This is a genomic window from Pseudomonas sp. H11T01, from assembly GCF_048515765.1.
Taxonomy (GTDB): Bacteria; Pseudomonadota; Gammaproteobacteria; order Pseudomonadales; family Pseudomonadaceae; genus Aquipseudomonas.
The window spans coordinates 74566-98360 of the sequence record NZ_JBLYED010000005.1; the positions used below are offsets into that span (position 1 = coordinate 74566).

Here is a 23795-nt window from a genome sequence, read left to right on the forward strand (position 1 = left end):
CAGGCTCCCGCGTGGGAATACATCCAGTGACGCTCTGCGTCACAGTGGACGCGGAGCGTCCATGGCGGCATTCCCACGCAGAGCGTGGGAACGATCACGCAGAGCATCACGAGACGCACGCTGAACCGGAACTTGTTGCCCGCTGCAGCATCCGACCCACGCCGGTAGAATCCGCACTCAACCAAGGCTGGCCGCGCCAGCCTGCATCAATCGTCAGAAACACCCAGGAGTCATCCATGCCCCATGAAGGCAACCTGTTGCAAGCCGCTGTTGTTTTTCTATTCGCGGCGGTGCTGACCGTTCCCTTGGCCAAGCGCCTGCAGCTAGGGGCTGTGCTGGGCTATCTGTTTGCCGGGGTGATCATCGGTCCCTCGGTGTTGGGCCTGATCGGCAACCCACAAAGTGTCAGCCATATTTCCGAACTGGGCGTGGTGTTGCTGCTGTTCATCATCGGCCTTGAGCTGTCGCCGCGGCGGCTTTGGGTGATGCGCAAAGCGGTGTTCGGTGTGGGTCTTGCGCAGGTGATGCTGACGGGATCGGTGATCGGCACGGTCGCGTTGTTCGTCTTCGGCCAACCGCTGAACAGCGCCATCGTGCTCGGGCTGGGTCTGGCGTTGTCGTCCACCGCATTCGGCTTGCAGAGCCTGGCTGAGCGCAAGGAGCTGACCAGCCCCCATGGACGGCTGGCGTTTGCCATTCTGTTGTTCCAGGACATCGCCGCGATTCCCTTGATCGCCATGGTGCCGTTGCTGGCCGGCGGCGATCACACCACCACTGCCGCGCAAGACTTGAATCACGGCCTGCGGGTGCTGGGCAGCATCGCCGTGGTAGTGATCGGCGGGCGCTATCTGTTGCGTCCGGTGTTTCGTGTGGTGGCCAAAACCGGTCTGCCAGAAGTCTCCACTGCCACCGCGCTGCTGGTAGTGATCGGCACGGCGTGGCTGATGGATCTGGTGGGGGTGTCCATGGCACTGGGCGCGTTCCTCGCCGGGTTGCTGCTGGCCGACTCGGAATACCGTCACGAACTGGAAGCGCAAATCGAACCGTTCAAAGGATTGCTACTGGGACTGTTTTTTATCAGCGTCGGCATGGGCGCCAACATCAGCCTGCTATTCAGCGCGCCGGCTGCGGTGCTGGGGCTGACGGTGCTGCTGATTCTGATCAAACTGCCGCTGCTGTTTGTCGTCGGGCGGCTGGCCGGCGGACTGGGTCGACTCAATGCCATACGCTTGGGCATCGTGCTGGCGGCCGGCGGTGAATTCGCTTTCGTGGTGTTCAAGATCGGCCGCGATCAGGGGCTGTTCGAGCCACAGCTGTACGACCTGCTGGTGCTGACCATCACCCTGTCCATGGCGCTGACGCCGCTCCTGCTGCTGTTGTGCGCGCGGCTGGTCAAACCGACCGTGAAACCGGTGACCATGCCGCCGGAATACCGCGAGATCGACACCGATGCGCCACGGGTGGTGATCGCCGGCATGGGTCGTATGGGACAGATCGTCGCGCGGATCCTGAGGGCGCAGAACATCAAGTTCGTGGCGTTGGATACCTCGGTGGAAACCATCGAACTGTCCCGCAGTTTTGGCGGGGTGCCGGTATTCTATGGCGACCCGATGCGCCCGGAGATTCTGAAGGCTGCCAAAGTCGAACAGGCGGAGTTTTTTGTGATCGCCACCGACGACCCGGACACCAACATCAAGACCGCTGAACTGGTGCGCAAACTCTACCCACACATGAAAATCATCGCCCGCGCGCGCAACCGTCAACACGTTCACCGGCTGGTGGATGTCGGGGCGCAAGCGGTACGGGAAACCTACTATTCGAGCCTGGAAATGAGCCGGCGCACCCTGGTCGGCCTCGGTCTGAGCCAGACCCAGGCCGATGCCCGCATCAAGCGCTTCACCCACCACGACGAACAGGTGCTTGAGGCCCAGCATGCGGTCTATGACGATGCCGCCAAAGTGCTGCAGACCGCCCAGGAAGCCCGAGCCGAACTGGCGCGGTTGTTCGAGGCGGATCAGCTGGAGGAAGAGTCCAGAGGGTGAGCAAAGGTTCAAGGTTGATGGTGAATCTGAGGGCCCCATCGCGAGCAAGCCCGCTCCCACATTAGGCCTGCGTCGGCCATAGATATGGCAGTTGAATGCGATCAAATGTGGGAGCGGGCTTGCTCGCGATGAACGATAACGCGGTTTATCTGGGAAACGATGACGTTAAAGGAATCCCTGTTTTCACGGCGTAATAGCGACCTTCAGCACACCATCGCGCTGATTGGCGAACAGCTCATAAGCGGCTTCGATGTCATCGAGTTTGAAGCGATGGGTGACCAAGGGTTTGAGATCGACCTGACCACAGGCGACCACCTCCATCAAGCGCCGCATGCGCTCTTTTCCGCCGGGGCATAGCGTGGTCACGATGCTGAGGTCACCCAGCCCTGCGGCGAACGCATCGAGCGGGATATGCAGGTCGGACGAATAGACCCCAAGGCTCGATAACGTGCCGCCGGGACGCAGTACCCGCAGCGCCGATTCGAAGGTGCCCTGAGTCCCCAGAGCCTCGATAGCCACATCAACGCCACGCCCCTGGGTGATGGCCATGATGCGCTCGACCACATTGCCGTCCTTGAAGTCGACAACATGGGTCGCGCCCAACTGGCGGGCGACACTCATTCGTGCGGGCACGGTATCGATACCGATGATGGTGGTAGCCCCCATCAGACGTGCGCCAGCGATGGCACACAAACCGATGGGACCGAGGGCGAACACGGCGACCGTATCGCCAATCTCGACTTTGCCTCTTTGCGCGCCGGAAAAGCCCGTGGACATGATGTCCGGGCACATCAGCACCTGCTCGTCACTAAGGGCGTCGGGAATCGGGCAGAGGTTGGCGAGCGCGTCCGGCACCAACACGTATTCGGCCTGACAGCCGTCAATCGTATTGCCGAACTTCCAGCCGCCGGCAGCCCGAAAGCCGTGGCGAGTACCGGGACCGTCCTGCGACGAGCATCCACAGAGGCAGGCGTAGCTCTGACCGCTCGGCGTAATGGCGCCGGCAATGACCCGTTGCCCTTCGACGAAGCCGACAACTTGCGAGCCGAGCTTTTCGATCACCCCAACCGGCTCATGGCCGATGGTCAATCCCTTCTCCACCGGGTACTCGCCGCGCAGGATATGCACATCGGTGCCGCAGATCGTGGTGGTGGTGATGCGCACCAACGCATCCAGCGGGCCGACTTCGGGTATCGGCTTGTCATCCAGTACGATGCGGTTTTTCTCAACGAAGATCGCCGCTTTCATGTTCGCCATAGCACTGACTCCTGCTCTTGAAACCCGGGAAAGGCTTTACCGACCGTCATTTTCCGAGATCGAGTTCATGGATGATTTCGCTGTATCCGTCGCTGGGATAGCGGCTGGTGAAACCGAGATTTCTTGCCAGACAATGCATACCGTAATTGCTCGCCAGATCGGTCGAGGTCATGGTCTTGAACCCATTGCGCCGCGCGGCATCAATCAAATGCCCGCCCAGCAAGGTCCCCAGGCCGCGACGTTGCCATTCATCGGCGACCGTTATGGCACATTCGCATCGGCCCGCCCCGGGCGTAGAGGCGTAACGGCTGACGCCGATTTCAAGCAACTGCCCATCCCTATGCACCAATGCGACATAGGCCATCCGGTTTTCATAGTCCAGGTCCATCATTCGGTCCATCAGTGGCGCATCCGCCTCACTGAAAGTCCCCAAAAAGCGTAGTCGACGAGATCCGGCAGACAAATGCTTGATGAACTGAAACTCGCGCTCGCGATCCTCCTCCTGAAGCGGGCGAATGAGCACATGAGTGCCGTCATTCAAAGGTTCGATCCAGTGTTCATCAGCATCGACCGGACAGAAGGTGGCCAGTTCTACGGCGGTTGATAGACCAGTGGTCATGTGTTTCTCCCAGGCCGGAAATGAAAATACTCGCAAGGCCTTCAAGAGTTGTACGGCGGGTGGCGTTTGCCGAGGTGATCTGGATCAAGGTCTGGCGTGTATTCATCGGCCTTCGCCCAGACAACCGATCAGCGGCCGTTATCGCGCTCGGACAAAAGAGACTCGTGCGGACCGAGCAGCAGTGCCTGCTCCCGACCACACAACTCCACCACGTAGTCCCACAAGACCCGCAACCGCACCGATTTGTGCAATTCGCGCCGGGTGCTGATCCAGTAGCTGCGCTGAATGCTCTCGGCCGGCAACAGCGGCACCAGTTCCGGGTCGTTGCTGGCCATGTAGCACGGCAACACCGCGATCCCCAAACCCGAGCGTGCGGCCTGCTGCTGGGCAATCACGCTGGTGCTGTGGAAGACCACCTGTGGGCTGCGGCAGAAGCTGTTGAGGAACATCAGTTCCTGGCTGAACAGCAAGTCATCGACGTAACCGATCCAGACGTGCTGCGCCAGGTCTTCGCGGCTGCGCAGTGGGGGCGAACGGTCCAGGTAGGCGCGACTGGCATACAGCGCCAGCCGGTAGTCGGTGAGTTTGCGGGTGACCAGCATATCGGCGGCCGGACGTTCAAGATGGATGCTGATTTCCGCTTCGCGGTTGAGGATGCTGACAAAACGCGGCACCGCCACCAGCTCCACTTCCAGCCCCGGATAGCGTTCGAACAAGCCGTTCATGCGGCTGGCAAGGAACATGATGCCCAGGCCTTCAGTCACCCCCACGCGGATCTTGCCCAGCGGCGCACTGGACTGGGTGATTTCTTCCTGGGCCAGCAAGGCAACGTTTTCCATGGCTTCGGCGTGCTTGAGCAGCGCTTCACCGGCCGGGGTCAGTTGGTAGCCTTGGGCGTGCTGAACGAACAGCGCAGTGCCGAGGCTTTTCTCGATCGCCTCGATATGCCGGGCCACGGTGGCGTGGGTGGTTTTCAGGCGCCGTGCCGCAGTCAGCAGGCGTCCGCTACGCTGTAACTCGAGAAAAAACCGCAGGTCATTCCAATCGAACATGAGTCTTCCTTGAACACGCTGGAGGAAGCGGCTGTCTAAAAACGCACAGCCACTGAGCAAAAACTAACATTCTTTTGACGAAAGCTAACAACTAGGATGAGTCGCAACAAGAACAACAACAGAAGAGGTCATGGATGCAGCCTGACGTTGATGAATACGACTACGTGGTAGTGGGTGCCGGGCCGGCAGGCTGTTTACTGGCCAATCGCCTGTCCGCCAACCCGCAACACCGGGTGCTGCTGCTCGAAGCCGGCGGCCGTGACAACTATCCATGGATTCATATTCCCGTGGGCTATCTGTTTTGCATCGGCAACCCGCGCACCGACTGGTGCTTCAAGACCGAAGCGCAACCTGGCCTGCAAGGTCGCAGCCTGAGCTACCCGCGCGGCAAGGTGCTGGGCGGCTGCTCGTCGATCAACGGCATGATCTACATGCGCGGCCAGGCCACCGACTACGACGGTTGGGCCGCCGACGGCAATCCGGGCTGGGCCTGGAAAGACGTACTGCCACTGTTCAAACAGAGCGAAAACCATTTTGCCGGCGACTCGGAGTTTCACGGCGCTGCCGGGGAATGGCGGATCGAGCGTCAGCGGCTGTCATGGCCAATCCTCGATGCCTTCCGCGAGGCCGCTGAACAAAGTGGCATCGCCAGCATCGATGACTTCAACCGTGGCGACAACGAAGGTTGTGGCTACTTTCAGGTCAACCAAAAGGCCGGCGTGCGCTGGAACGCAGCCAAGGCCTTTCTCAAACCGATCCGCAACCGGCCGAATCTCACCGTTCTAACTGAGGTCGAAGTCGATCGCGTGCTGCTGGAAAACGGCCGCGCTTCGGCCGTCAGCGCCCGCTGGCAGGGGCAGCAGAAAACCTGGAAGGCACGGCGGGAAATCGTTCTCTGCGCCGGTTCCGTCGGCTCGCCGAGCATCCTGCAACGTTCCGGGATCGGCCCGAGCAGTTTGTTGCAACGTTTGGGGATTGGCGTCGCCCATGAACTACCCGGCGTCGGCGGCAACCTGCAGGATCACTTGCAGTTGCGGCTGATCTACAGACTGGAAAACGCCCGCACCCTGAACCAGATCGCCGGCAGCCTGTGGGGCAAGATGGGCATGGGTCTGCGCTATCTGTATGACCGCAGCGGCCCGCTGTCCATGGCGCCGAGCCAACTCGGGGCTTTCGCTCGTTCGGGGCCGGAGCAGACGTCAGCCAACCTTGAATACCATGTGCAACCGCTCTCCCTGGAGCGCTTCGGCGAGCCGTTGCATGCGTTCCCGGCGTTTACCGCGTCGGTCTGTGACCTGCGCCCGCAGAGCCGTGGCCGAGTGGACATCCGCTCGGCCGATCCACAGCAGGCGCCGTTGATTCAGCCCAACTATTTGAGCCACACAGAAGACCTTCGGGTGGCCGCCGACGCCATTCGTTTGACCCGGCGCATCGTCACCGCGCCGGCCTTGCAGCCGTTCAAACCCACCGAATACCTGCCGGGCGATGCTTTGCAGACGGACGAGCAACTGTACGAAGCGGCGGCGCGGATCGGTACGACGATTTTCCATCCGGTCGGTACCTGCCGCATGGGCAACGACCAACACGCCGTGGTCGACGCCCAGTTGCGGGTCCACGGCATTCCCGGGCTGCGCATCGCCGATGCCTCGATCATGCCGCGCATCACCTCGGGCAATACCTGTTCACCGACCCTGATGATCGCCGAGAAAGCTGCCCAGCTGATACTCGCCCCCAATACAAGGAGCCTCGCCCCGGAAACAGAACTGATCACCGAACCGCACTTGTAGGAGCTAGCCCGCTCCCACACAAGCTCGGCTCCCACAAGGACCGCGCAACACCGACATCGCGCCAACCATGGTGGCGACAGTGGAACAACAAAAACAATCACTGTAAGGGATATGGATATGTCAGAACGTGCTCAACCTCTGGACGTGACGCTTGGCGCGACCACCAGCAAGGACACCCAGAAAGTCATCTTCGCCTCGTCCCTGGGGACGGTGTTCGAGTGGTACGACTTCTTCCTCTATGGCGCCCTCGCAGCGGTCATCAGCAAGCAGTTTTTCGCCGGGGTCAACGACACCACCGCGTTTATCTTTGCCCTGATGGCCTTCGCCGCCGGCTTTATCGTGCGGCCGTTCGGCGCGTTGGTGTTCGGCCGTCTGGGCGACATGATCGGGCGCAAATACACCTTCCTCGCGACCATCATCCTCATGGGCCTGGCGACCTTCTGCGTCGGGCTGCTGCCGACCTATTCAAGCATCGGCATCGCCGCGCCGATCATTCTGGTGGCGTTGCGCATGCTCCAGGGCCTGGCCCTGGGCGGTGAGTACGGCGGTGCTGCGACCTACGTCGCCGAGCACGCTCCGGTCGGCAAGCGCGGTTTCCACACCAGCTGGATTCAGTCCACCGCCACCCTCGGCTTGCTGCTGTCGCTGCTGGTGGTGCTCGGTTGCCGCTACTTCACTGGCGATCAATTTGAAGTCTGGGGCTGGCGCATCCCCTTCCTGTTTTCGATCGTGCTGCTGGGGATTTCCACCTGGATTCGCCTGAGCCTGCACGAGTCGCCGGCCTTCGTGAAAATGAAAGAAGAAGGCAAGGTCTGCAAGGCGCCGATCCGCGAATCCTTCGGCAAATGGGAAAACCTCAAGGTGGTGTTGATCGCGCTGTTCAGCATCAACGCAGGGCAAGCGGTGACCTTCTATGCCGCGCAGTTTTACGTGCTGTTCTTCCTCACCCAGTTCCTGAAAATGGACCCGGCGCTGGCCAACGGTCTGCTGATCGTCAGCGTGGTGATCGGTGCGCCGCTCTTCATCTTCTTTGGCTGGCTGTCGGACAAGGTCGGGCGTAAACCGATCCTGATGCTCGGCCTGTTGCTGGCGACAGTGTTGTACTTTCCGATCTTCAAGAGCATTGCCCACTACGCCAACCCGGCAATCGACCTGGCCAGCCATCAGGCACCGATCACCGTGCTGGCCGACCCGGCCACCTGCACCTTCCAGTTCGACCCGGTGGGTAAGGCGCGTTTCGACAGCCCTTGCGATAAGGTCAAGACCTTCCTGGTCAAACAAGGCTTGCCATACAGCAGTGCAGCGGCACCCGCTGGCAGCGGCGTACAGGTAAGCATCGGTGACGTGCGCATCGACGGTTACGACGAAGCCGCGTTGCGTGGCGCAGTGACCCTGGCCGGTTATCCGCAAAAGGCGGACACCCAGCAGGTCAACAAACCGATGATCGTCGCGCTGATGGTCGCCCTGACCTGTATCGCCGCCATGTGCTACGGCCCGCTGGCGGCGCTGATGGTTGAGCTGTTCCCGACCCGCATCCGCTACACCTCCATGTCCCTGCCCTACCACATCGGCAACGGCTGGTTCGGTGGGTTCCTGCCGACCGTGTCCTTTGCATTGGTGGTGTACACCGGCGATATCTTCTACGGGCTGTGGTACCCCGTAGTGATCACCGGGGTGAGTTTGATCGTCGGCATGATCTGCCTGCGGGAAACCAAAAACGTGGACATCGATAAGAACTGAGATGAAGGTCCGCCCATTCGCCGTGTTGCTGGCGAGTGGGCGGACCCTATTGGCCCACGTGGGGTGTATTCGCTTCGTCCGAACGCAAGCGCCGCGTGCTCCCAGCTGCCAGATCCCTCTAATGGGCGGCTTCGCGAGGAAATCCGCTGATAGGCGCGATTTATGTAGTGCCAAAAAATATTCACTACAAAGCTATTGACGACGCCTTTGTCGACTTGCATTATCCATCTCGTCTCCCCGATCGGGAGAGTTGGCATGAGTCTTCTGAATACGCTCGACAGACCGCCGAGCTGTTCCCCTGATGTGTACTGCCCACAAGGCAGATTGATGAAGCGACCTGGCTGGATCGTCCGGTACAAGGGCGAGAAACGCTGGCGATACGTCCTCATGACGCTTGTGGCTGACCGCTTTACTGTCAGCATCGGCCTCCTGGCGTTCGCTGTTTCTCCTCCTTGTGACACAACTGTGTAGTCGTCTTCCATCAATGCTACATGCATCAAGCTCAGGGCCGGATCTGCACTTGACGGACACACGTGTCCCGAGGGTGCCTAAGAATCGATTGGCTGATTTTTGCGACATGTTTTCAGCTAACCAACTAGACAGTGGTCAAGGGGCTTAAAAATGAATTTGAACAATCAACCGACTATTGATGAACTGGCTCGACTGTTCGCATCGCACAAGGACAGCCACGACAACCACGTACTGTGGATATGCAAATCGGGCGAAGTCCATATCGATTGCCTCGCGCCCCACTCGCAGGAAAGTGAATTCGAGAAGGCCCATCACAGCATGCGTGCCAGGCTGAAAATGTACCGCCGGGGTCAAGGGTATGTCGGTAAGAAAGCAGCGGCTGATAAAGACTTCATTGGCCGCGTCCTTCAAACCCTGAGCCATGAATGGACGCTGATGCAAAATCAGACCGGGGTGTGTCTGGTAGACAAGTACTGCTGAGTACGACTGCGATGTCGCTGGTAACCTGAAATTCAGGCTTACCAGCGACATCGCTTTATTCACTCGCGCCCCCATCGCCCGAAGGAGCTTGGCCGTCACTGTTTCCGTCCTCAAGAGGTTGTGTGCCTGGCAGGGGAACTTCCCGCGGTGCCGGTCCTGGTACGACCGGCAGCTCAATGGTTTTGGCGAGACTTCCTTCGATTTTCCCGGACAGGTAATTGACCCCTGCCATCACCCCCGTGGTGGGGTTGTTCAGCAGCTTAAGCCACACATCGTCAAAGGCGGCGCCCAGACTTTTGCGTACCTGCGCTTCCATCTCCGGTCGTTCGCTCTCGTGCGCGACTGCGCGGGCACCTGCCACGCCTACGGAAATCAGCGCGCCAACTACCCGGCCGGCCACCGCTGCGGCAGCGCCTACGGCACCTCTACTGGCTATCTGGGCCTCCAGCTTTTCGCTGGTCTGTTTGGCCACCGACGATATGGCTGCCTCCGATGCCCCGGCTCCCGTGCCACCAGCGGCATTGTGGATCCGGTCGATCAGGGCCACATAGGCCGGCAGCTTGGTGATCGGATCTGTGTGGACAATCTGGTAGAGCGAAGCGTTGTGGGCAGGTGGAGGCGCGAGCGTGATCGCTGAAATGTCTTTGAGCCGCCGGTCTAATTGAGCCGCAGATACACCGTAGCGCTGCGCAATAGCCTGAAGTTGCTTGCCGAGGACCTGGACGTAAACTTCCGTCGCCTGCCCCAGGATCGCATCGGGATCGATCTCCACGGCAACAGGGGTCAGCACACGATCGTGGTATTGCTCCTGGAAATAGACAGTTAATCGCTTTTCCGAAAGATCCTTCTCCTCCCCTGCGTTCATCCTGTACCAGGTCACCTTCATAGCCAGCCATTCCTGGGTCCAGTAGCTGCTGAACCACGGAATGAAGCTTTCCTCGGTGCGTTCATAGACGCGGATCCGCCAGTGTTCCATGGAGCCGCGTGCGAAGATTCTGGCCTGTCCTGTCGCGGCTTGCGAGGCGGCGACTATGTCCCGATCGACCTGCCGCCAGGTGTTCTCTGAAATCAGAACCGGCGAAGTCACTTCGGGGGCACGATGTGGAGTGACGCATCCCGCCAACACCACCATCAAGACGACAAGCAGGGAACGCAGATTCAAGATCGCAGCCCCCTAAAATAGATTCGACAGCAGCAGCCCACCCGTCATCGGACAGGTCGTCCGACCACGCAGTCTTAAGTATAGGTGGCGAAAACGGCATCAAGAAAAGCCGGCCAGAAGGTACGGTTTCGGCTTACACCGAGGGGCTGGCTATTGAGTCCAGGCGTTTGGCACTTCAATTTCAGAGGCCCGGATGTGGAGCGACTGGTCGCGGGGCGCGGCCCACCCTGTATTGAATTCAGGAACAACCCAATCCGGCCCAAAACGCCTCAGCGAACGGACTGATCGGGGCAAGAGGACGCGTGAGGTGAATCTCCAGTGGGATATCCCAGCTTTCGTCGAGCGCCCGGACAAGCCGACCATCGATCACTTCCTGTTCCGTAAGGCTTTTTGGTAACCACGCAACACCCTTGCTTTCCAGTGCCATGGACATAAGGACCGCGGCGAGGTGGCTACTGAAAAGAGGTTTGAGGTGCAGGAAATCTTCTTTGCCCTGAAGACGGTGAGCAACGATACGACCGAGCCCTGACTCCTGCGTATATGCGAGGTACGGGAGCGACGCCGGTGACGTACCAAAGTTGGCAGAAGCACCGGCTAACGGAATGAGTACATCCTCACCGACTTTCTTGCTCACGAACTGATCGGGGACAAAAAGCGGGGGAACGTCTGGATGGCGATGGCACAGCAGGAACTGCACCTGCCCCTGAACCAGCATCTGTTCACAGACAACCATGCTGTCTGAATGCAGTCGCACAGCCTCAATCGGCGTGCCCTTTTCCGCATTCCTGATCCACCGGGGAAAGAACGTAAAGGACAGCGAATGGGTCGCTGCGAACTGGAGCGTTTTAGCGGCCTTACCGGCCACTTCCTGCGCTTCGCCTCGCATCCGGTACAACCGACTGGCGGCCTCTTGGACGCTTGGCAAAATTTGCTTTCCAGCCTCGGTCAGTGTTGCCCCTTGGGGCGTACGGACGAACAGCTCCACCCCCATCCAGTTCTCCAGTGAACGGACTCTGCGGCTGAACGCCGGCTGGGTAACGTGTCGAGCTTCAGCTGCGCGAACGAAGCTGCCGTACTCTGCCAACGCGGCAAAATCTTCGAGCCAAACAAGTTCCAAGGGCAATGCCTCCTGAGCATAGGGCGCGGCATTAATAGCATTGGGCGCAGTTCATCGCAAAGCTTAACTTGGGGGCCTCAACAACAAGAGGACCACGCCATGCGTATCGTCGACATCCGCGAAAAAACCGTTTCCATTGCCTCGCCCATTGCCAATGCCTACATCGATTTCTCCAAGATGACCTGCTCGGTCGTCGCTGTCGTCACCGATGTGATTCGCGATGGCAAACCGGTTATCGGCTACGGCTTCAACTCCAACGGTCGCTATGGCCAAGGCGCGCTGATGCGTGATCGCTTCCTGGCTCGAATCACTGAAGCTGATCCCGACACCCTGATCGACAAAGAGCACAACAACCTCGATCCGTTCGCCATCTGGAAAACCCTGATGACCAACGAGAAGCCAGGCGGTCACGGCGAACGCTCGGTCGCTGTCGGTACTATCGATATGGCCGTATGGGATGCTGTCGCCAAGATCGAAGGCAAGCCACTGTATCGCCTACTGGCCGACCGTTACCGTAACGGTCAGGCAGACGATAAAGTCTGGGTCTACGCCGCAGGCGGTTACTACTATCCGGGCAAGGACGACACCAAGCTCCAGGACGAGATGCGCAGCTACCTGGATCGTGGCTACAACGTGGTCAAAATGAAAATCGGTGCAGCACCGCTGGCCGAAGATATCCGTCGGATCGAAGCCGTGATCAAGGTCGTAGGTGATGGCAGTCGTCTGGCGGTAGACGCCAATGGCCGATTCGATCAACAGACCGCCATCGCCTATGCCGAAGCGCTGAAGCCGTACAACCTCTTCTGGTACGAAGAAGCGGGCGACCCGCTCGACTATGCCCTCCAGGCCGAGCTGGCGAAGCACTATGACCTGCCGATGGCCACCGGCGAGAACCTGTTCTCCCATCAGGACGCTCGCAACCTGCTACGCCACGGCGGCATGCGCCCTGACCGTGACTATGTTCAATTCGACTGCGCCTTGTCTTATGGACTGGTCGAGTACATGCGCACGCTGAAAGTGATGGAAGAGCTGGGCTGGTCGTCCCGTCGCGTGGTTCCGCACGGTGGTCACCAAATGTCCCTGAACATCGCGGCCGGCCTGCACCTTGGCGGTAACGAATCCTACCCGGACGTGTTCCAGCCTTTCGGCGGCTTCGCTGACGGTATTCGTGTGGAAAACGGCTATGTCGGGCTGCCGGATATTCCGGGCGTTGGTTTCGAAGCCAAGTCCGCACTGTACGCCGTTATGCGCGAGCTGGGCGAAGGCTGACATCCGCCGACTAAGGCCTCGTTATGCGGGGCCTTAGTGTTGATGGCGTCACTCAGTGACGCCACGCCACACCGCCGATCACAAAAATAAAATGAGGTGCATCCGTGGAAACGTCCAAGTCCCGCTGGTATAGCCAGCTGTATGTGCAAGTGCTGATCGGTATCGTGATCGGCGCAATCTTCGGCTACCTGGAGCCCGACATAGGAGCGAAGCTTCAACCCTTCGCCGATGGCTTCATCAAACTCATCAAAATGCTATTGGCCCCCATCATTTTCGGTACGGTAGTCGTCGGTATCGCCAAGATGGGCAGCATCAAGGAAGTCGGTCGGATCGGTGTCAAAGCCCTGATCTATTTCGAGATCCTTTCGAGCATCGCCCTTGTCATTGGTCTCGTTGTCGTCAACGTGATGAAGCCTGGGGTCGGCATGAACATCAACACCAGCTCGCTGGATGGTGCAGCGATTGGCAAGTACACCCAGGTCGCCCAGGAACAGGGCGGCACCGTTGATTTCTTCATGAACATCATTCCCGGCACGTTCATTGACGCGTTTGCCAAAGGCTCAATGCTTCAGGTGATCCTGATTTCTGTATTGATGGGCGTCGCCCTGGTTCAGATGGGTGAGAAAAGCAAACCGCTGATCAACGTCATCGATCTGTTCTTGCAGGGGCTGTTCAAGATTGTGGCGATGGTGATGCGCCTGGCTCCCATTGGCGCAGGCGCCGGCATGGCTTTCACCATCGGGAAATATGGTATCGGCACCCTCCTGTCGCTGGGGCATTTGCTCATCGCGCTCTATGTCACCACCCTGCTCTTCATCGTAGTGATTCTGGGGTCGGTCGCCAGATGGTCTGGCATGCCCTTGATGCAGTTTCTACGATATTTCAAGGACGAGATTCTCATCACGCTCGGCACCTGCTCCACCGAGGCGGTACTCCCGCGAATGATGGTGAAGCTTGAAAAACTGGGCTGCCAAAAGTCAGTCGTGGGTATGGTGCTGCCAACGGGCTACACATTTAACGCGGATGGCACCTGCATCTACCTGACCATGGCTGCAATTTTTGTCGCACAAGCGACCAACACGCCGCTCACGATGATGGATCAAGTCGTGCTATTGGGCGTCTTGCTGTTGACCTCGAAAGGTTCCGCCGGGGTGGCAGGCGCCGGATTTGTAACCCTGGCGGCAACGCTCACGACCATTCACACCATCCCTCTGGTAGGCCTCGTGTTGCTGCTCGGCATCGACCGTTTTCTGAACGAAGCTCGGGCCGTCACCAACCTGATTGGCAATGGTATCGGGACGATTGCCATCGCCAAGTGGGATAAATCGTTCGACCTAGCGACTTGCGAGCGCGAAATAGCGGCGATGAAGAAAGAAAAAACGGCCCGAAAAGCGTTAGCCGCGCAAGAGTGACCCTCAGTTTTAGCCAGCACCGACGCGGCACGTGCTCACGGCATAGTGGCGTGATGGCTTGGCTGTAGATACGAAAAAGCCCAGCGGATGGGCTGGGCTTTCTGAGTATCGATCAGAACTAAACAGTGCCGAGTCGATCCACCATGTCGGGATAACGCTCAACCAGCTTAATCAACAGCGCTGCCTGGGCGTTCGGCTTTGACTTCGATTGCTCCCAATTCTTGAGAGTGCCAGGACTGGTTCTAATGCGACGAGCGAAGACGGGTTGAGACATATGCAGCTTCTTGCGCAACGTTACAATCTCTTGCGCCGATACTTCTGGCGCTGGCAAGTCCTCTACTTCGTACTGACGTAGAGTGATCTTTCCTTCGCGCTGCGCTGCCATCTCGCCAACACCCTGCATCATCTCAGCAAACAGATCGCGCTTTTTCATTTCTTACCTCGCTGCTTCAGTTCGGCGCCAATTGCGACTTTGAGCGCCTTCTCTTGATCTGAGGTCAGGTTCTCAAGCTCATCCTTGTCATAGATGGCAAACATCCAAAACTGGCCGTCATCAAGCAGCCAGTAGTAGATGACTCGCAAGCCGCCGCGCTTACCCTTACCTCGCCGCACATCAGCCCACCTAAGCTTTCTGAACCCGCCAGTCCTTGGCATTACATCGCCAGCTTGAGGATTGGCCTGCATTTCTACCTGGAGCTGCCGGTACTCATCATCGGTCAGGTAGTCGCCAACTGTTGCGGTGAAAGTAGTGGTTTCAAAGAATACTGTTCTCATTGGATTGAAGTGTACGCACATCGCTTATATTTTATCAAGCAAACACTGATTTCCAGACTCCACATGCACCTTGTACGAATCCCCAAAACCAACAAAGCCCAGCGCTAGACTGGGCTTTTTCAGACGTTTGGAGGAGCTACGCGGAAGTATCAGCGTGCTTTTCATAACAAAATGCCCCAGGCCAGCGAGGCCCAGGGCGGTGAAGATGTCAAAAACCCGTTACCCGGTGGATCGCAAGGCTGCTCCGCTTAAGTGAACAGCATTGTGGTCATTGCGGGCCTTTTAGGGGGGTGGATTCAACTGCGAGGTGCCGACGGCGCATCAAACGGTAGGCTGCCGGAATGACGAACAGGGAAAGTAACGGTGCGGTGACCATGCCACCGACCATAGGCGCGGCAATGCGGCTCATCACTTCGCTGCCAGTGCCGCCACCCAAAAGAATGGGTAAGAGGCCAGCAATGATGACGGCCACAGTCATGGCTTTGGGTCGAACGCGCTGCACCGCGCCTTCACGAATTGCCGCAACCAGCCCGCGCTCGGTGCTGTCGCCGATGTCCTCACGTTCGGCCCAGGCGTTCTTCAGGTAGAGCAGCATGATCACGCCAAACTCGGCAGACACACCGGCGAGTGCAATAAAACCGACACCGGTGGCCACCGACAAATTGAATCCCAGCAGGTAGAGGAACCACGCCCCGCCAGTCAGTGCTAACGGCAGAGTGGCCATGATCAGCAAGGCCTCGTCGAATCGGGCGAACGTCAGGTAAAGCAGCACGAAGATGATCAACAGAGTGGCAGGCACCACTAACTTGAGTCGTGCGTTGGCCCTTTCGAGAAATTCGAACTGCCCCGAGTAGCTCAAACTCATGCCTGGCTGCAACGTGACCTGCTCACTGACGACCCGGCGTAGATCGGCGACCACCGAGGCAATATCCCGGCCACGCACGTCGATGTACACCCAGCCTGAAGGCCGTGCGTTCTCGCTTTTTAGCATCGGCGGACCGTCGCTGACCTTCACCTTGGCCACCGTGCCCAGGGTGATCTGGCTGCCCAGTGGGGTGTAGATCGGTAATTGCTCCAGGGCGCCGAGCGAGTCACGCCACTCACGGGGGTAACGGACGTTAATCGGGAAGCGTGCGAGCCCTTCAATGGTCTCCCCGACGTTTTCACCGCCGATAGCACCGGCCACAATGGACTGCACATCGGCGATATTCAGTCCGTAGCGGGCGGCGGCCTTGCGGTCGATATCCACATCGATGTAACGCCCACCGGTCAGTCGCTCGGCCAGAGCCGAACTGACACCGGGCACGTCCTTGGCCACGCGCTCGACCGCCTGAGTAGCGGCATCGATTTGCGTCAGGTTGGTGCCGGCAACTTTCACTCCGATCGGGCTCTTGATCCCGGTGGCAAGCATGTCGATGCGGTTACGAATCGGTGGTATCCAGATATTGGTCAGCCCTGGAACACGGACTACCCGATCCAGTTCCTCCACCAGCTTCTCCTGGGTCATTCCGGGGCGCCATTGGTCACGCGGCTTGAATTGAATAATAGTCTCGAACATCTCCAGCGGTGCCGGATCCGTAGCGGTTTCGGCGCGGCCCGCTTTACCGAAGACGTGGTCGACTTCGGGCACCGTTTTGATCATGCGGTCGGTCTGCTGCAACAGCTGCGCCGCCTTCTGCGCCGACAAACCCGGCAGCGCCGAAGGCATGTAGAGCAGATCGCCCTCGTCCAGCGGTGGAAGAAATTCCCCTCCCAAGCGAGACATCGGCCATATCGCGCTGAGAAAGACCAGTAGCGCGACCAACATGGTGATTTTGGGCCGACGCAGCACCGCGTCCAGGGCTGGCTGGTAGATTCTGATCAACCAACGGTTCAACGGGTTCTGTTGCTCATTGGGAATTCGCCCGCGAATCCAATAGCCCATCAGCACCGGCACCAGTGTCACCGACAGTCCGGCCGCCGCAGCCATTGCATAGGTTTTGGTGAAAGCCAGTGGGCCGAACAGCCGCCCCTCTTGCGCCTCCAGGGTGAACACCGGAATAAATGACAAGGTGATGATCAACAGACAGAAGAACAGCGCTGGACCTACCTCGACCGCAGCTTCGGTCATCACATGCCAGTGACGTTCACCCTTCAGTTCTTCTCCAGGATTGGCTGCGTGCCAGGCCTCAACCTTTTTGTGGGCGTTCTCGATCATGACCACGGCGGCATCGACCATGGCGCCGATGGCGATAGCGATCCCGCCCAGGGACATGATGTTGGCGTTGATGCCCTGGTGGCGCATGACGATGAACGCAATCAGCACCCCAACCGGCAGAGAGATGATCGCCACCAGGGATGAGCGCAAGTGCCAGAGGAATAGCCCGCAGACCAACGCGACGACGATGAATTCTTCGAGCAGTTTGTGGCTGAGGTTTTCTACAGCGCGGTCTATTAGCTTGCTGCGGTCGTAGGTGGTGACGATTTCCACCCCCGCCGGCAGACTGCTTTTCAGTTCGTCGAGTTTGGTCTTGACCGCCGCAATGGTCTCGCGGGCGTTTTTACCATTGCGCAGAATCACCACGCCGCCGACGGTCTCGCCTTCGCCGTCGAGTTCGGTGATGCCACGGCGCATCTCCGGACCCAACTGGATAGTCGCCACGTCGCCGAGGGTCACCGGCACTCCGCTGGAGCCGAGCTTGAGCGGGATCGCACGAAAGTCATTCAGCGTCTTCAGGTAACCGGAAGCGCGCACGATGAACTCGGTCTCCGCCATTTCCAGCACAGCACCACCGGTTTCCTGATTGGCCTTGCCGATCGCCTCAGTCACCTCAGCCTGAGTAATACCCAGGCTGGCTAACTTCAGCGGATCGAGCTGCACCTGGTACTGCTTGACCATGCCACCCACGGTGGCCACTTCCGCCACATTCGGCAGCGTCTTGAGTTCAAACTTGAGGAACCAGTCCTGAAGTGCGCGCAACTGCGCCAGATCGTGTCCGCCACTGCGATCTACCAGGGCGTACTGATAGATCCAGCCCACCCCCGTAGCATCCGGCCCCAAGGCCGGCTTGGCGCTGACCGGCAAGCGGCTTTGTATCTGGCTCAGGTATTCCAGCACCCGCGAGCGAGCCCAATACAAGTCCGTACCGTCTTCGAACAACACGTAAACGAAGCTGTCGCCAAAAAAGGAATAGCCGCGTACGGTCTTCGCCCCCGGCACCGAAAGCATGGTGGTGGCCAATGGATAGGTCACCTGATTTTCGACGATCTGCGGCGCTTGTCCTGGGTAAGGGGTGCGGATGATCACCTGCACATCCGACAGGTCCGGCAGTGCATCGATAGGCGTGTTCTGAACCGACCAGATCCCCCAGGCCGTGACGAAGAGTGTCGCCAGCAACACCAGAAAGCGGTTGGCCACCGACCAACGAATCAGGGCAGCAATCATGGCTGGCTCCCCGATTTGCTCAGGCGCTCAACGCGTAAACCATCATCGGTCTGGCTCACCGCGATCCGAACCTTATCGCCCGTCTTGAGCCCCTGCATCAGAGCAGGATTGGCGAGCGGGAAGGTCATGGTCATGCCGGGCATACCCAACGTCTTGAAGGGGCCATGGGCAAGCGTGACTTCTTTATTGTTGATCTCAATGATCTGCCCGTCTGCCTCATGAAGAGCGGTGGCTGCTGCACGTGGCGGTGACATTTCCATTGAACTGGCGACAATGCCTTTGAGGCTGGCCTCCGAGTCGAGCAGGAACTGGCCAGAGGTCACCACCTGCTGCCCTTCTTCCAGGCCTTTCAATATTGCCGTCTTGCCATCGTTGTCCTGCCCCACCTGCACCTCTACCGGGCGGTAGCGACCAGCGTCTTCAGCGAGCATTACCAGGGCACGTCGGCCGGTGCGAATGACGGCCTCGCCTGGCACCCACAACACACTTTGCTCCGTCGAACGGTTGAGGCTTACCTGCGCGGTCAAACCGGGTCTGAGACGACCCTCCGGGTTGGGCAACTCGATGCGAACGCGAAGCGTGCGACTGTCCGAACTGGTTTCTGGAAGAATCGCGTTGACAGTGCCCTTGAGTACAACCCCCGGGAAGGCCGGAAAGTGCGCTTCGGCCGCTTGCCCCATGACGATCGATCCAGCCTCTGACTCTGGAACGGCCACGGCCAGCCAGACACTACTCAAACCATTGACACGTGCCATCGTCTCGCCGGCGGCTACCGTCATACCCTCGCGCACATTCAGTTCTTGCAGCACACCGCTGATGGGGCTGGTGAGGGTCAGGTTCGGTTGGACTTTGCCACTGCGTTCTACCTGGGCGATTAACGCAGCCGGCATCCCGGTGAGCCGCAATCGTTGGCGGGCGGCCGTCAGCAAGCCAGCATCGCCATTGCGCTTGAGGGCGAGAAACTCCTCCTGGGCCGCAGCCCACTCCGGTACCAGGATATCCGCCAAGGCGGCATTGGCCTTGAGCACATCGCCAGGAGCACGGGCATACACCCGCTCAACAAAACCCGCAGTACGGGCCTGAATGACTGCAACGTCCCGCTCGTTGAACGTCAACACACCGACCACGTCCAGGCTCGAGGCAAACACTCCACGGCTGACTGTCGCCAGTCGCACACCGAGATTCTGAGTCAGGCTCGGATCAATGCGCACGGTCGCACTATCACCTTTGGCATCGGCGTACTGAGGGACCAGTTGCATGTCCATGAAGGGCGATTTACCCGGCTGATCGAATTTTTGTTGTGGGTACATGGGGTCATACCAATACAGCGCCTTGCGTTCGGCAGACGCTTTGGGCCCCTGCTCCGGTGCTCCACCAGGTACTACACCAGGTACTGCGCTCACTCGCGGTTGAGCTAGCCAATAACCACCGGCAACACCCAAGGCAATCGAGACGCCGACAATTAACGCCCCCCTCCAGGTTTTAGAACTCATTGGGCGGACTCCCCATAGGCGAAATACAGGCGAGCACGGGTAAGAGCACGCTGCTCTTCAACGTCAACCTGCTTGAGGCGGGCTTCGATGAGTTCGCGGCGGGCGGCAACAACTGAACTCAAGTCGCCCTTGCCGGCGCGGTAGCTGGCCATGCTGAGTTCGACCTTTTCCTTGGCCAGCGGCAGCAGGCTTTCCTGGTTTCGGCGTACGGCACGATTCAGGCGTTCATAGTCGGCCAGACTCTCCTCCAATTGCTGGGTATGCTCGCGCACCCTGTCTTCACGCTCAGCTTCCAATTGGTTCAGTTCAGCGTGTTTAGCCGCAATCCTGGGGTTTTGGCGAGAGTCAGGAAACAGCGGTAGATCGAATGAAAACTGGACGCTGACCATGTCGCCGAACTCTCGGCCACGATGCTGATAATCAAGTTCCCAGCTCCAGTCAGACTGCTTCTGCGCTTCGGCTTCACGGACCTTGGCTTGCGCTTCGCGGGTCATTGGCGCAAACGCTGCCAGTTCAGGGTGGTATTGCAGCTTATGGGAGTAGCCTGAGGTTTCGACGGGCCATTCAGGCAAGCTGCCCACAGGCTTGTCATTGGCTGCGGCGCCAATCCAGCGTTTGAGGGCCGCTCGGGCCTGTGCTCGCTGGCGAATCAGATCGTCCTGCTGCTCCGCCAGTTGAGCCGCTTCCTGTTTGGGCGTCACCGCATCGGCGGGTTGAGCGCGGCCGCCGGCAATCTGCGCACGGACGGTATCGGTCAGCAGGCGGTTTTCTTTGTAGAAGTCCTGGAACAGCGCATCTTTACGCTCAACGGAGTAGCTGCTGATCCAGGCCAATGCGGTGGACTGGCGTACTTTCAGACGTTCAACTCGACGCTCGGCGGCGGCTCGATCAACGGCCGCATCTGCGACCTCGATACGGGCTTTGCGCTTGTCGCTGTTGGGCACTTCCTGCCTGACTCCGACCATTTGCATGGTCATGAAGTCCTGGTCGATGCTCCAGCGATCCGGACCGCCAATGGGGTAGTTCTGCACACCCAGCAGTAACTTGGGATCGGGTAGTTCACCGGCTGGGATGGCAGCGCTGCTGGCAGCCTGAATTTTGGCGTCTTGTGCGGTCAACGACGGCGCATTGTCTTCGGCCAGCCGCAACGCTTCATCGAGTGTCAAAGCGCCCGCGAGGCTCGGCAATGCCAGTACGCTTGCCGCCAGGCCGGCCACGAGGGACCAACCTGTGCAATAGCACTTGGAGTTCATGTTTACGATTCCTGTGATGATCCACTGCGCGCGTCACAAGACATGCGTGCAGCTATGCCATCCCGCTAAAGCGGAATGAGGCTCAACGTGCTACAGGAATCAAACGCGAGGCGGTCGCCATACCCCTGACGGGGTTTGTACTGGCAGGAAATCGCTGGAGGAGGAAAGTACAACGGGGCTGGATAGAGTGACAGGCGGCTTGATGATCGAGACTTGCAACATCCCCCCCGTCTTACATTCCTGGCCTGGCTTGCAAGGTTTGCCGTGATCCGAGGGGCTTTTCATGTCGTGGCAGCAGCCCTGCCCCATGTCGTCCATCATCGCCATACCCATCGTCTTCATTGGACAAGGTTCTGTCGGTGCCTGAACGCCCGCCATCCCACTGAGGGGAAGCGCCAGGCTAATCATGAAGATGAGGCAAAACCGCAGATAGCGTTTCATGGGCTGGAGTGTAGCCGCTGAAAATGGCTCTTACAATTGGACACGTGTCATCAACAGCGGAAGCGCCATTCAGAGGCTTCGCGTGAGATCTCGCAGATCTGAATAGCCATTCGACAGCGCGTCAGCCTGGGTTTGAGCGCGATGGCGGAGTGGATATCTGCGCGAAGGTGATTATGCTTCAAGGGAGGCCGTCAGCCTGTTTCCATGCTTCGCGCAATCGGTAGTCCGATGACATCAGCCCTAGGGCCTGGGTGCGGTAAAAAGGTAGTGAGGTACTCCGGCCTACACCAAGAGCAAGACGGAGAAGACTCATGGCCACAATCGACAGCACAACCACGAGCAGCGCGCCCCACCACGGGATCACCAAGGAGGAGCGCAAGGTCATTTTCGCCTCGTCCCTGGGCACCGTGTTCGAGTGGTACGACTTCTACCTTTACGGCTCCCTCGCCGCGATCATCGCCAAGCACTTCTTCGCCGGCGTCAATGAGACCACTTCCTTCATCTTCGCACTGCTCGCGTTCGCCGCGGGCTTCGCCGTACGCCCCTTCGGCGCAATCGTGTTCGGCCGACTGGGCGATATGATCGGGCGCAAGCACACTTTCCTCATCACCATTGTCATCATGGGTATCTCCACCGCCACAGTGGGCTTTCTGCCCGACTACGCGACCATCGGCGTGGCGGCGCCGATCATCCTGATCACCCTGCGCCTGCTGCAAGGCCTGGCCCTGGGCGGTGAATACGGCGGAGCGGCGACCTACGTGGCCGAACATGCGCCGAAAGGCAAGCGTGGCTATTTCACCTCGTGGATCCAGACCACCGCGACCCTTGGTCTGTTCATCTCGCTGCTGGTGATCCTCGCCTGCCGCACTATCCTCGGCACCGAAGCCTTCGAAGCCTGGGGCTGGCGGATTCCCTTCCTGCTGTCGATCCTGCTGCTGATTGTCTCGGTGTATATCCGCCTGCAGCTCAGCGAGTCGCCGGTGTTCCTGAAAATGAAGGCTGAAGGCAAGTCCTCCAAGGCGCCGCTGACCGAATCCTTCGCCCGCTGGGACAACCTCAAAATAGTGATCATGGCCCTGCTCGGCGGCACTGCCGGCCAGGCTGTGGTCTGGTACACCGGGCAGTTCTACGCGCTGTTCTTCCTGTTGCAGACGCTCAAGATCGAGCCGCAGACCGCCAACCTGCTGATTGCTGGCTCGCTGCTGATCGGCACGCCGTTCTTCGTCGTGTTCGGCAGCCTGTCCGACCGCATCGGCCGCAAGGGGATCATCATGGCCGGCTGCATCCTCGCGGCGCTGACCTACTTCCCGATCTTCCACGCGTTGACCCAATACGGTAACCCCGACGTGTTCATCGCGCAGGAGAAGAATCCGGTCACGGTGGTCGCCGATCCCGGCCGGTGCTCGTTCCAGTTCGACCCGGTGGGCAAGGCCAAATTCAACAGCTCCTGCGACCTCGCCAAGAGCCTGCTGGCGAAGAGGGCCATCCCCTACACGAACGAGAAGGCCACACCTGGCGCCGTTGCGCAGGTCCGCATCGGCGACAAAGTGATCCAGAGCTTCGAGGGCAGCGGTATGCCGGCCGCCGACTTCAAGACCCGCAACGACGCCTTCACCGCCACACTCGGCTCTGCCCTCAAGGACGCCGGCTACCCCGAGAAGGCCGACCCGGCCAAGACCAACTATCTGGCGGTGCTGGCGCTCCTGACCGTCCTGGTGATCTACGTGACCATGGTCTACGGCCCGATCGCCGCCTGGCTGGTGGAACTCTTCCCGGCACGCATCCGCTACACCTCGATGTCGCTGCCCTATCACATCGGCAATGGATGGTTCGGCGGCTTTCTGCCCACGGTGGCATTCGCCATGGTCGCGGCCACGGGGGATATCTACTACGGGCTGTGGTACCCGATAGTCATCGCCGTGATGACGGCCGTTCTTGGTACTTTCTTCCTGCCGGAAACCAAGGATCGGGAAATTCATCACACATAAGGTTGGCACCCGCT

The 23795-nt window shown here is 59.3% G+C and carries 19 protein-coding genes and 1 pseudogene; 9 read left to right on the forward strand and 11 right to left on the reverse strand.

Annotation, left to right across the window (positions count from 1 at the left end):
• Positions 1 to 236 precede the first annotated feature (236 nt).
• On the forward strand, positions 237 to 2042 hold the full coding sequence (locus tag ACN1C3_RS08265) for a monovalent cation:proton antiporter-2 (CPA2) family protein (RefSeq protein WP_419115322.1): 1806 nt from the start codon (positions 237 to 239) through the stop codon (positions 2040 to 2042).
• 183 nt (positions 2043 to 2225) lie between these two features.
• Here the strand turns inward: ACN1C3_RS08265 and ACN1C3_RS08270 are convergent, their stop codons facing one another.
• The 3 genes from ACN1C3_RS08270 to ACN1C3_RS08280 form a co-directional block, all read right to left on the reverse strand.
• Positions 2226 to 3299: an NAD(P)-dependent alcohol dehydrogenase gene (locus ACN1C3_RS08270; protein WP_419115323.1), complete on the reverse strand. Its 1074-nt coding sequence runs from the start codon at positions 3297 to 3299 to the stop codon at positions 2226 to 2228.
• A gap of 46 nt (positions 3300 to 3345) precedes the next feature.
• Positions 3346 to 3918, reverse strand: a complete 573-nt coding sequence (locus ACN1C3_RS08275) for an N-acetyltransferase family protein (RefSeq protein WP_419115324.1) — start codon at positions 3916 to 3918, stop codon at positions 3346 to 3348.
• Positions 3919 to 4046: 128 nt separating this feature from the next.
• Positions 4047 to 4970 (reverse strand): LysR family transcriptional regulator, encoded by a 924-nt coding sequence (locus ACN1C3_RS08280; RefSeq protein ID WP_419115325.1) that lies wholly within the window; start codon positions 4968 to 4970, stop codon positions 4047 to 4049.
• 134 nt (positions 4971 to 5104) lie between these two features.
• Between ACN1C3_RS08280 and ACN1C3_RS08285 the strand changes: the two genes are divergently transcribed.
• The 3 genes from ACN1C3_RS08285 to ACN1C3_RS08295 all read left to right on the forward strand — a co-directional run bounded on the left by ACN1C3_RS08285 (position 5105) and on the right by ACN1C3_RS08295 (position 9448).
• Positions 5105 to 6757, forward strand: coding sequence for a GMC family oxidoreductase (locus ACN1C3_RS08285; RefSeq protein ID WP_419115326.1), 1653 nt, complete (start codon positions 5105 to 5107; stop codon positions 6755 to 6757).
• A gap of 117 nt (positions 6758 to 6874) precedes the next feature.
• Complete coding sequence (locus ACN1C3_RS08290; protein ID WP_419115327.1) at positions 6875 to 8497, forward strand: MFS transporter; 1623 nt, start codon at positions 6875 to 6877, stop codon at positions 8495 to 8497.
• Between the two features lie 621 nt (positions 8498 to 9118).
• The gene (locus tag ACN1C3_RS08295) at positions 9119 to 9448 is read left to right on the forward strand and encodes a hypothetical protein (RefSeq protein ID WP_419115328.1); all 330 of its coding nucleotides are present in this window, start codon (positions 9119 to 9121) and stop codon (positions 9446 to 9448) included.
• A 55-nt stretch (positions 9449 to 9503) separates the two neighbouring features.
• On the opposite strand, the gene ACN1C3_RS08300 is transcribed toward ACN1C3_RS08295, so the two are convergent.
• Together ACN1C3_RS08300 and ACN1C3_RS08305 are read right to left on the reverse strand one after the other, a co-directional pair.
• Entirely contained in the window at positions 9504 to 10610 is a 1107-nt protein-coding gene (locus ACN1C3_RS08300) for a hypothetical protein (RefSeq protein ID WP_419115329.1), read from the reverse strand.
• Positions 10611 to 10848: 238 nt separating this feature from the next.
• Positions 10849 to 11727 (reverse strand): LysR family transcriptional regulator, encoded by an 879-nt coding sequence (locus tag ACN1C3_RS08305; protein ID WP_419115330.1) that lies wholly within the window; start codon positions 11725 to 11727, stop codon positions 10849 to 10851.
• Positions 11728 to 11826: 99 nt separating this feature from the next.
• Between ACN1C3_RS08305 and ACN1C3_RS08310 the strand changes: the two genes are divergently transcribed.
• The 3 genes from ACN1C3_RS08310 to ACN1C3_RS08320 all read left to right on the forward strand — a co-directional run bounded on the left by ACN1C3_RS08310 (position 11827) and on the right by ACN1C3_RS08320 (position 14476).
• Positions 11827 to 12996 (forward strand): mandelate racemase/muconate lactonizing enzyme family protein, encoded by a 1170-nt coding sequence (locus tag ACN1C3_RS08310; RefSeq protein ID WP_419115331.1) that lies wholly within the window; start codon positions 11827 to 11829, stop codon positions 12994 to 12996.
• Positions 12997 to 13100: 104 nt separating this feature from the next.
• Complete coding sequence (gene dctA, locus ACN1C3_RS08315) at positions 13101 to 14408, forward strand: C4-dicarboxylate transporter DctA (protein ID WP_419115332.1); 1308 nt, start codon at positions 13101 to 13103, stop codon at positions 14406 to 14408.
• A complete protein-coding gene (locus tag ACN1C3_RS08320; protein WP_419115553.1) occupies positions 14405 to 14476 on the forward strand; it encodes a DUF3761 domain-containing protein in 72 nt (23 codons plus the stop codon). Before dctA ends, ACN1C3_RS08320 begins: the two co-directional genes overlap by 4 nt.
• Before the next feature lie 50 nt (positions 14477 to 14526).
• Here ACN1C3_RS08320 and ACN1C3_RS08325 read toward each other — a convergent pair whose 3' ends face one another.
• Complete coding sequence (locus ACN1C3_RS08325; RefSeq protein WP_419115333.1) at positions 14527 to 14841, reverse strand: helix-turn-helix domain-containing protein; 315 nt, start codon at positions 14839 to 14841, stop codon at positions 14527 to 14529.
• Positions 14838 to 15182 (reverse strand): toxin, encoded by a 345-nt coding sequence (locus ACN1C3_RS08330; protein WP_419115334.1) that lies wholly within the window; start codon positions 15180 to 15182, stop codon positions 14838 to 14840. Before ACN1C3_RS08330 ends, ACN1C3_RS08325 begins: the two co-directional genes overlap by 4 nt.
• Positions 15183 to 15303: 121 nt before the next feature.
• On the opposite strand from ACN1C3_RS08330, the pseudogene ACN1C3_RS08335 reads away from it, so the two are divergent.
• Positions 15304 to 15438: pseudogene (locus ACN1C3_RS08335) on the forward strand (IS4 family transposase); the annotation flags it as partial.
• Between the two features lie 12 nt (positions 15439 to 15450).
• Here ACN1C3_RS08335 and ACN1C3_RS08340 read toward each other — a convergent pair.
• From ACN1C3_RS08340 to ACN1C3_RS08355, 4 genes are all read right to left on the reverse strand, one after another.
• The gene (locus ACN1C3_RS08340; protein ID WP_419115335.1) at positions 15451 to 18606 is read right to left on the reverse strand and encodes an efflux RND transporter permease subunit; all 3156 of its coding nucleotides are present in this window, start codon (positions 18604 to 18606) and stop codon (positions 15451 to 15453) included.
• Positions 18603 to 20099: an efflux RND transporter periplasmic adaptor subunit gene (locus ACN1C3_RS08345; RefSeq protein WP_419115336.1), complete on the reverse strand. Its 1497-nt coding sequence runs from the start codon at positions 20097 to 20099 to the stop codon at positions 18603 to 18605. The genes ACN1C3_RS08340 and ACN1C3_RS08345 overlap by 4 nt, the downstream gene beginning before the upstream one ends.
• Positions 20096 to 21352, reverse strand: a complete 1257-nt coding sequence (locus tag ACN1C3_RS08350) for a TolC family protein (RefSeq protein WP_419115337.1) — start codon at positions 21350 to 21352, stop codon at positions 20096 to 20098. The genes ACN1C3_RS08345 and ACN1C3_RS08350 overlap by 4 nt, the downstream gene beginning before the upstream one ends.
• Positions 21353 to 21451: 99 nt before the next feature.
• A complete protein-coding gene (locus ACN1C3_RS08355; RefSeq protein ID WP_419115338.1) occupies positions 21452 to 21793 on the reverse strand; it encodes a hypothetical protein in 342 nt (113 codons plus the stop codon).
• A 311-nt stretch (positions 21794 to 22104) separates the two neighbouring features.
• Between ACN1C3_RS08355 and ACN1C3_RS08360 the strand changes: the two genes are divergently transcribed.
• Complete coding sequence (locus ACN1C3_RS08360) at positions 22105 to 23781, forward strand: MFS transporter (protein WP_419115339.1); 1677 nt, start codon at positions 22105 to 22107, stop codon at positions 23779 to 23781.
• Positions 23782 to 23795: the final 14 nt, after the last annotated feature.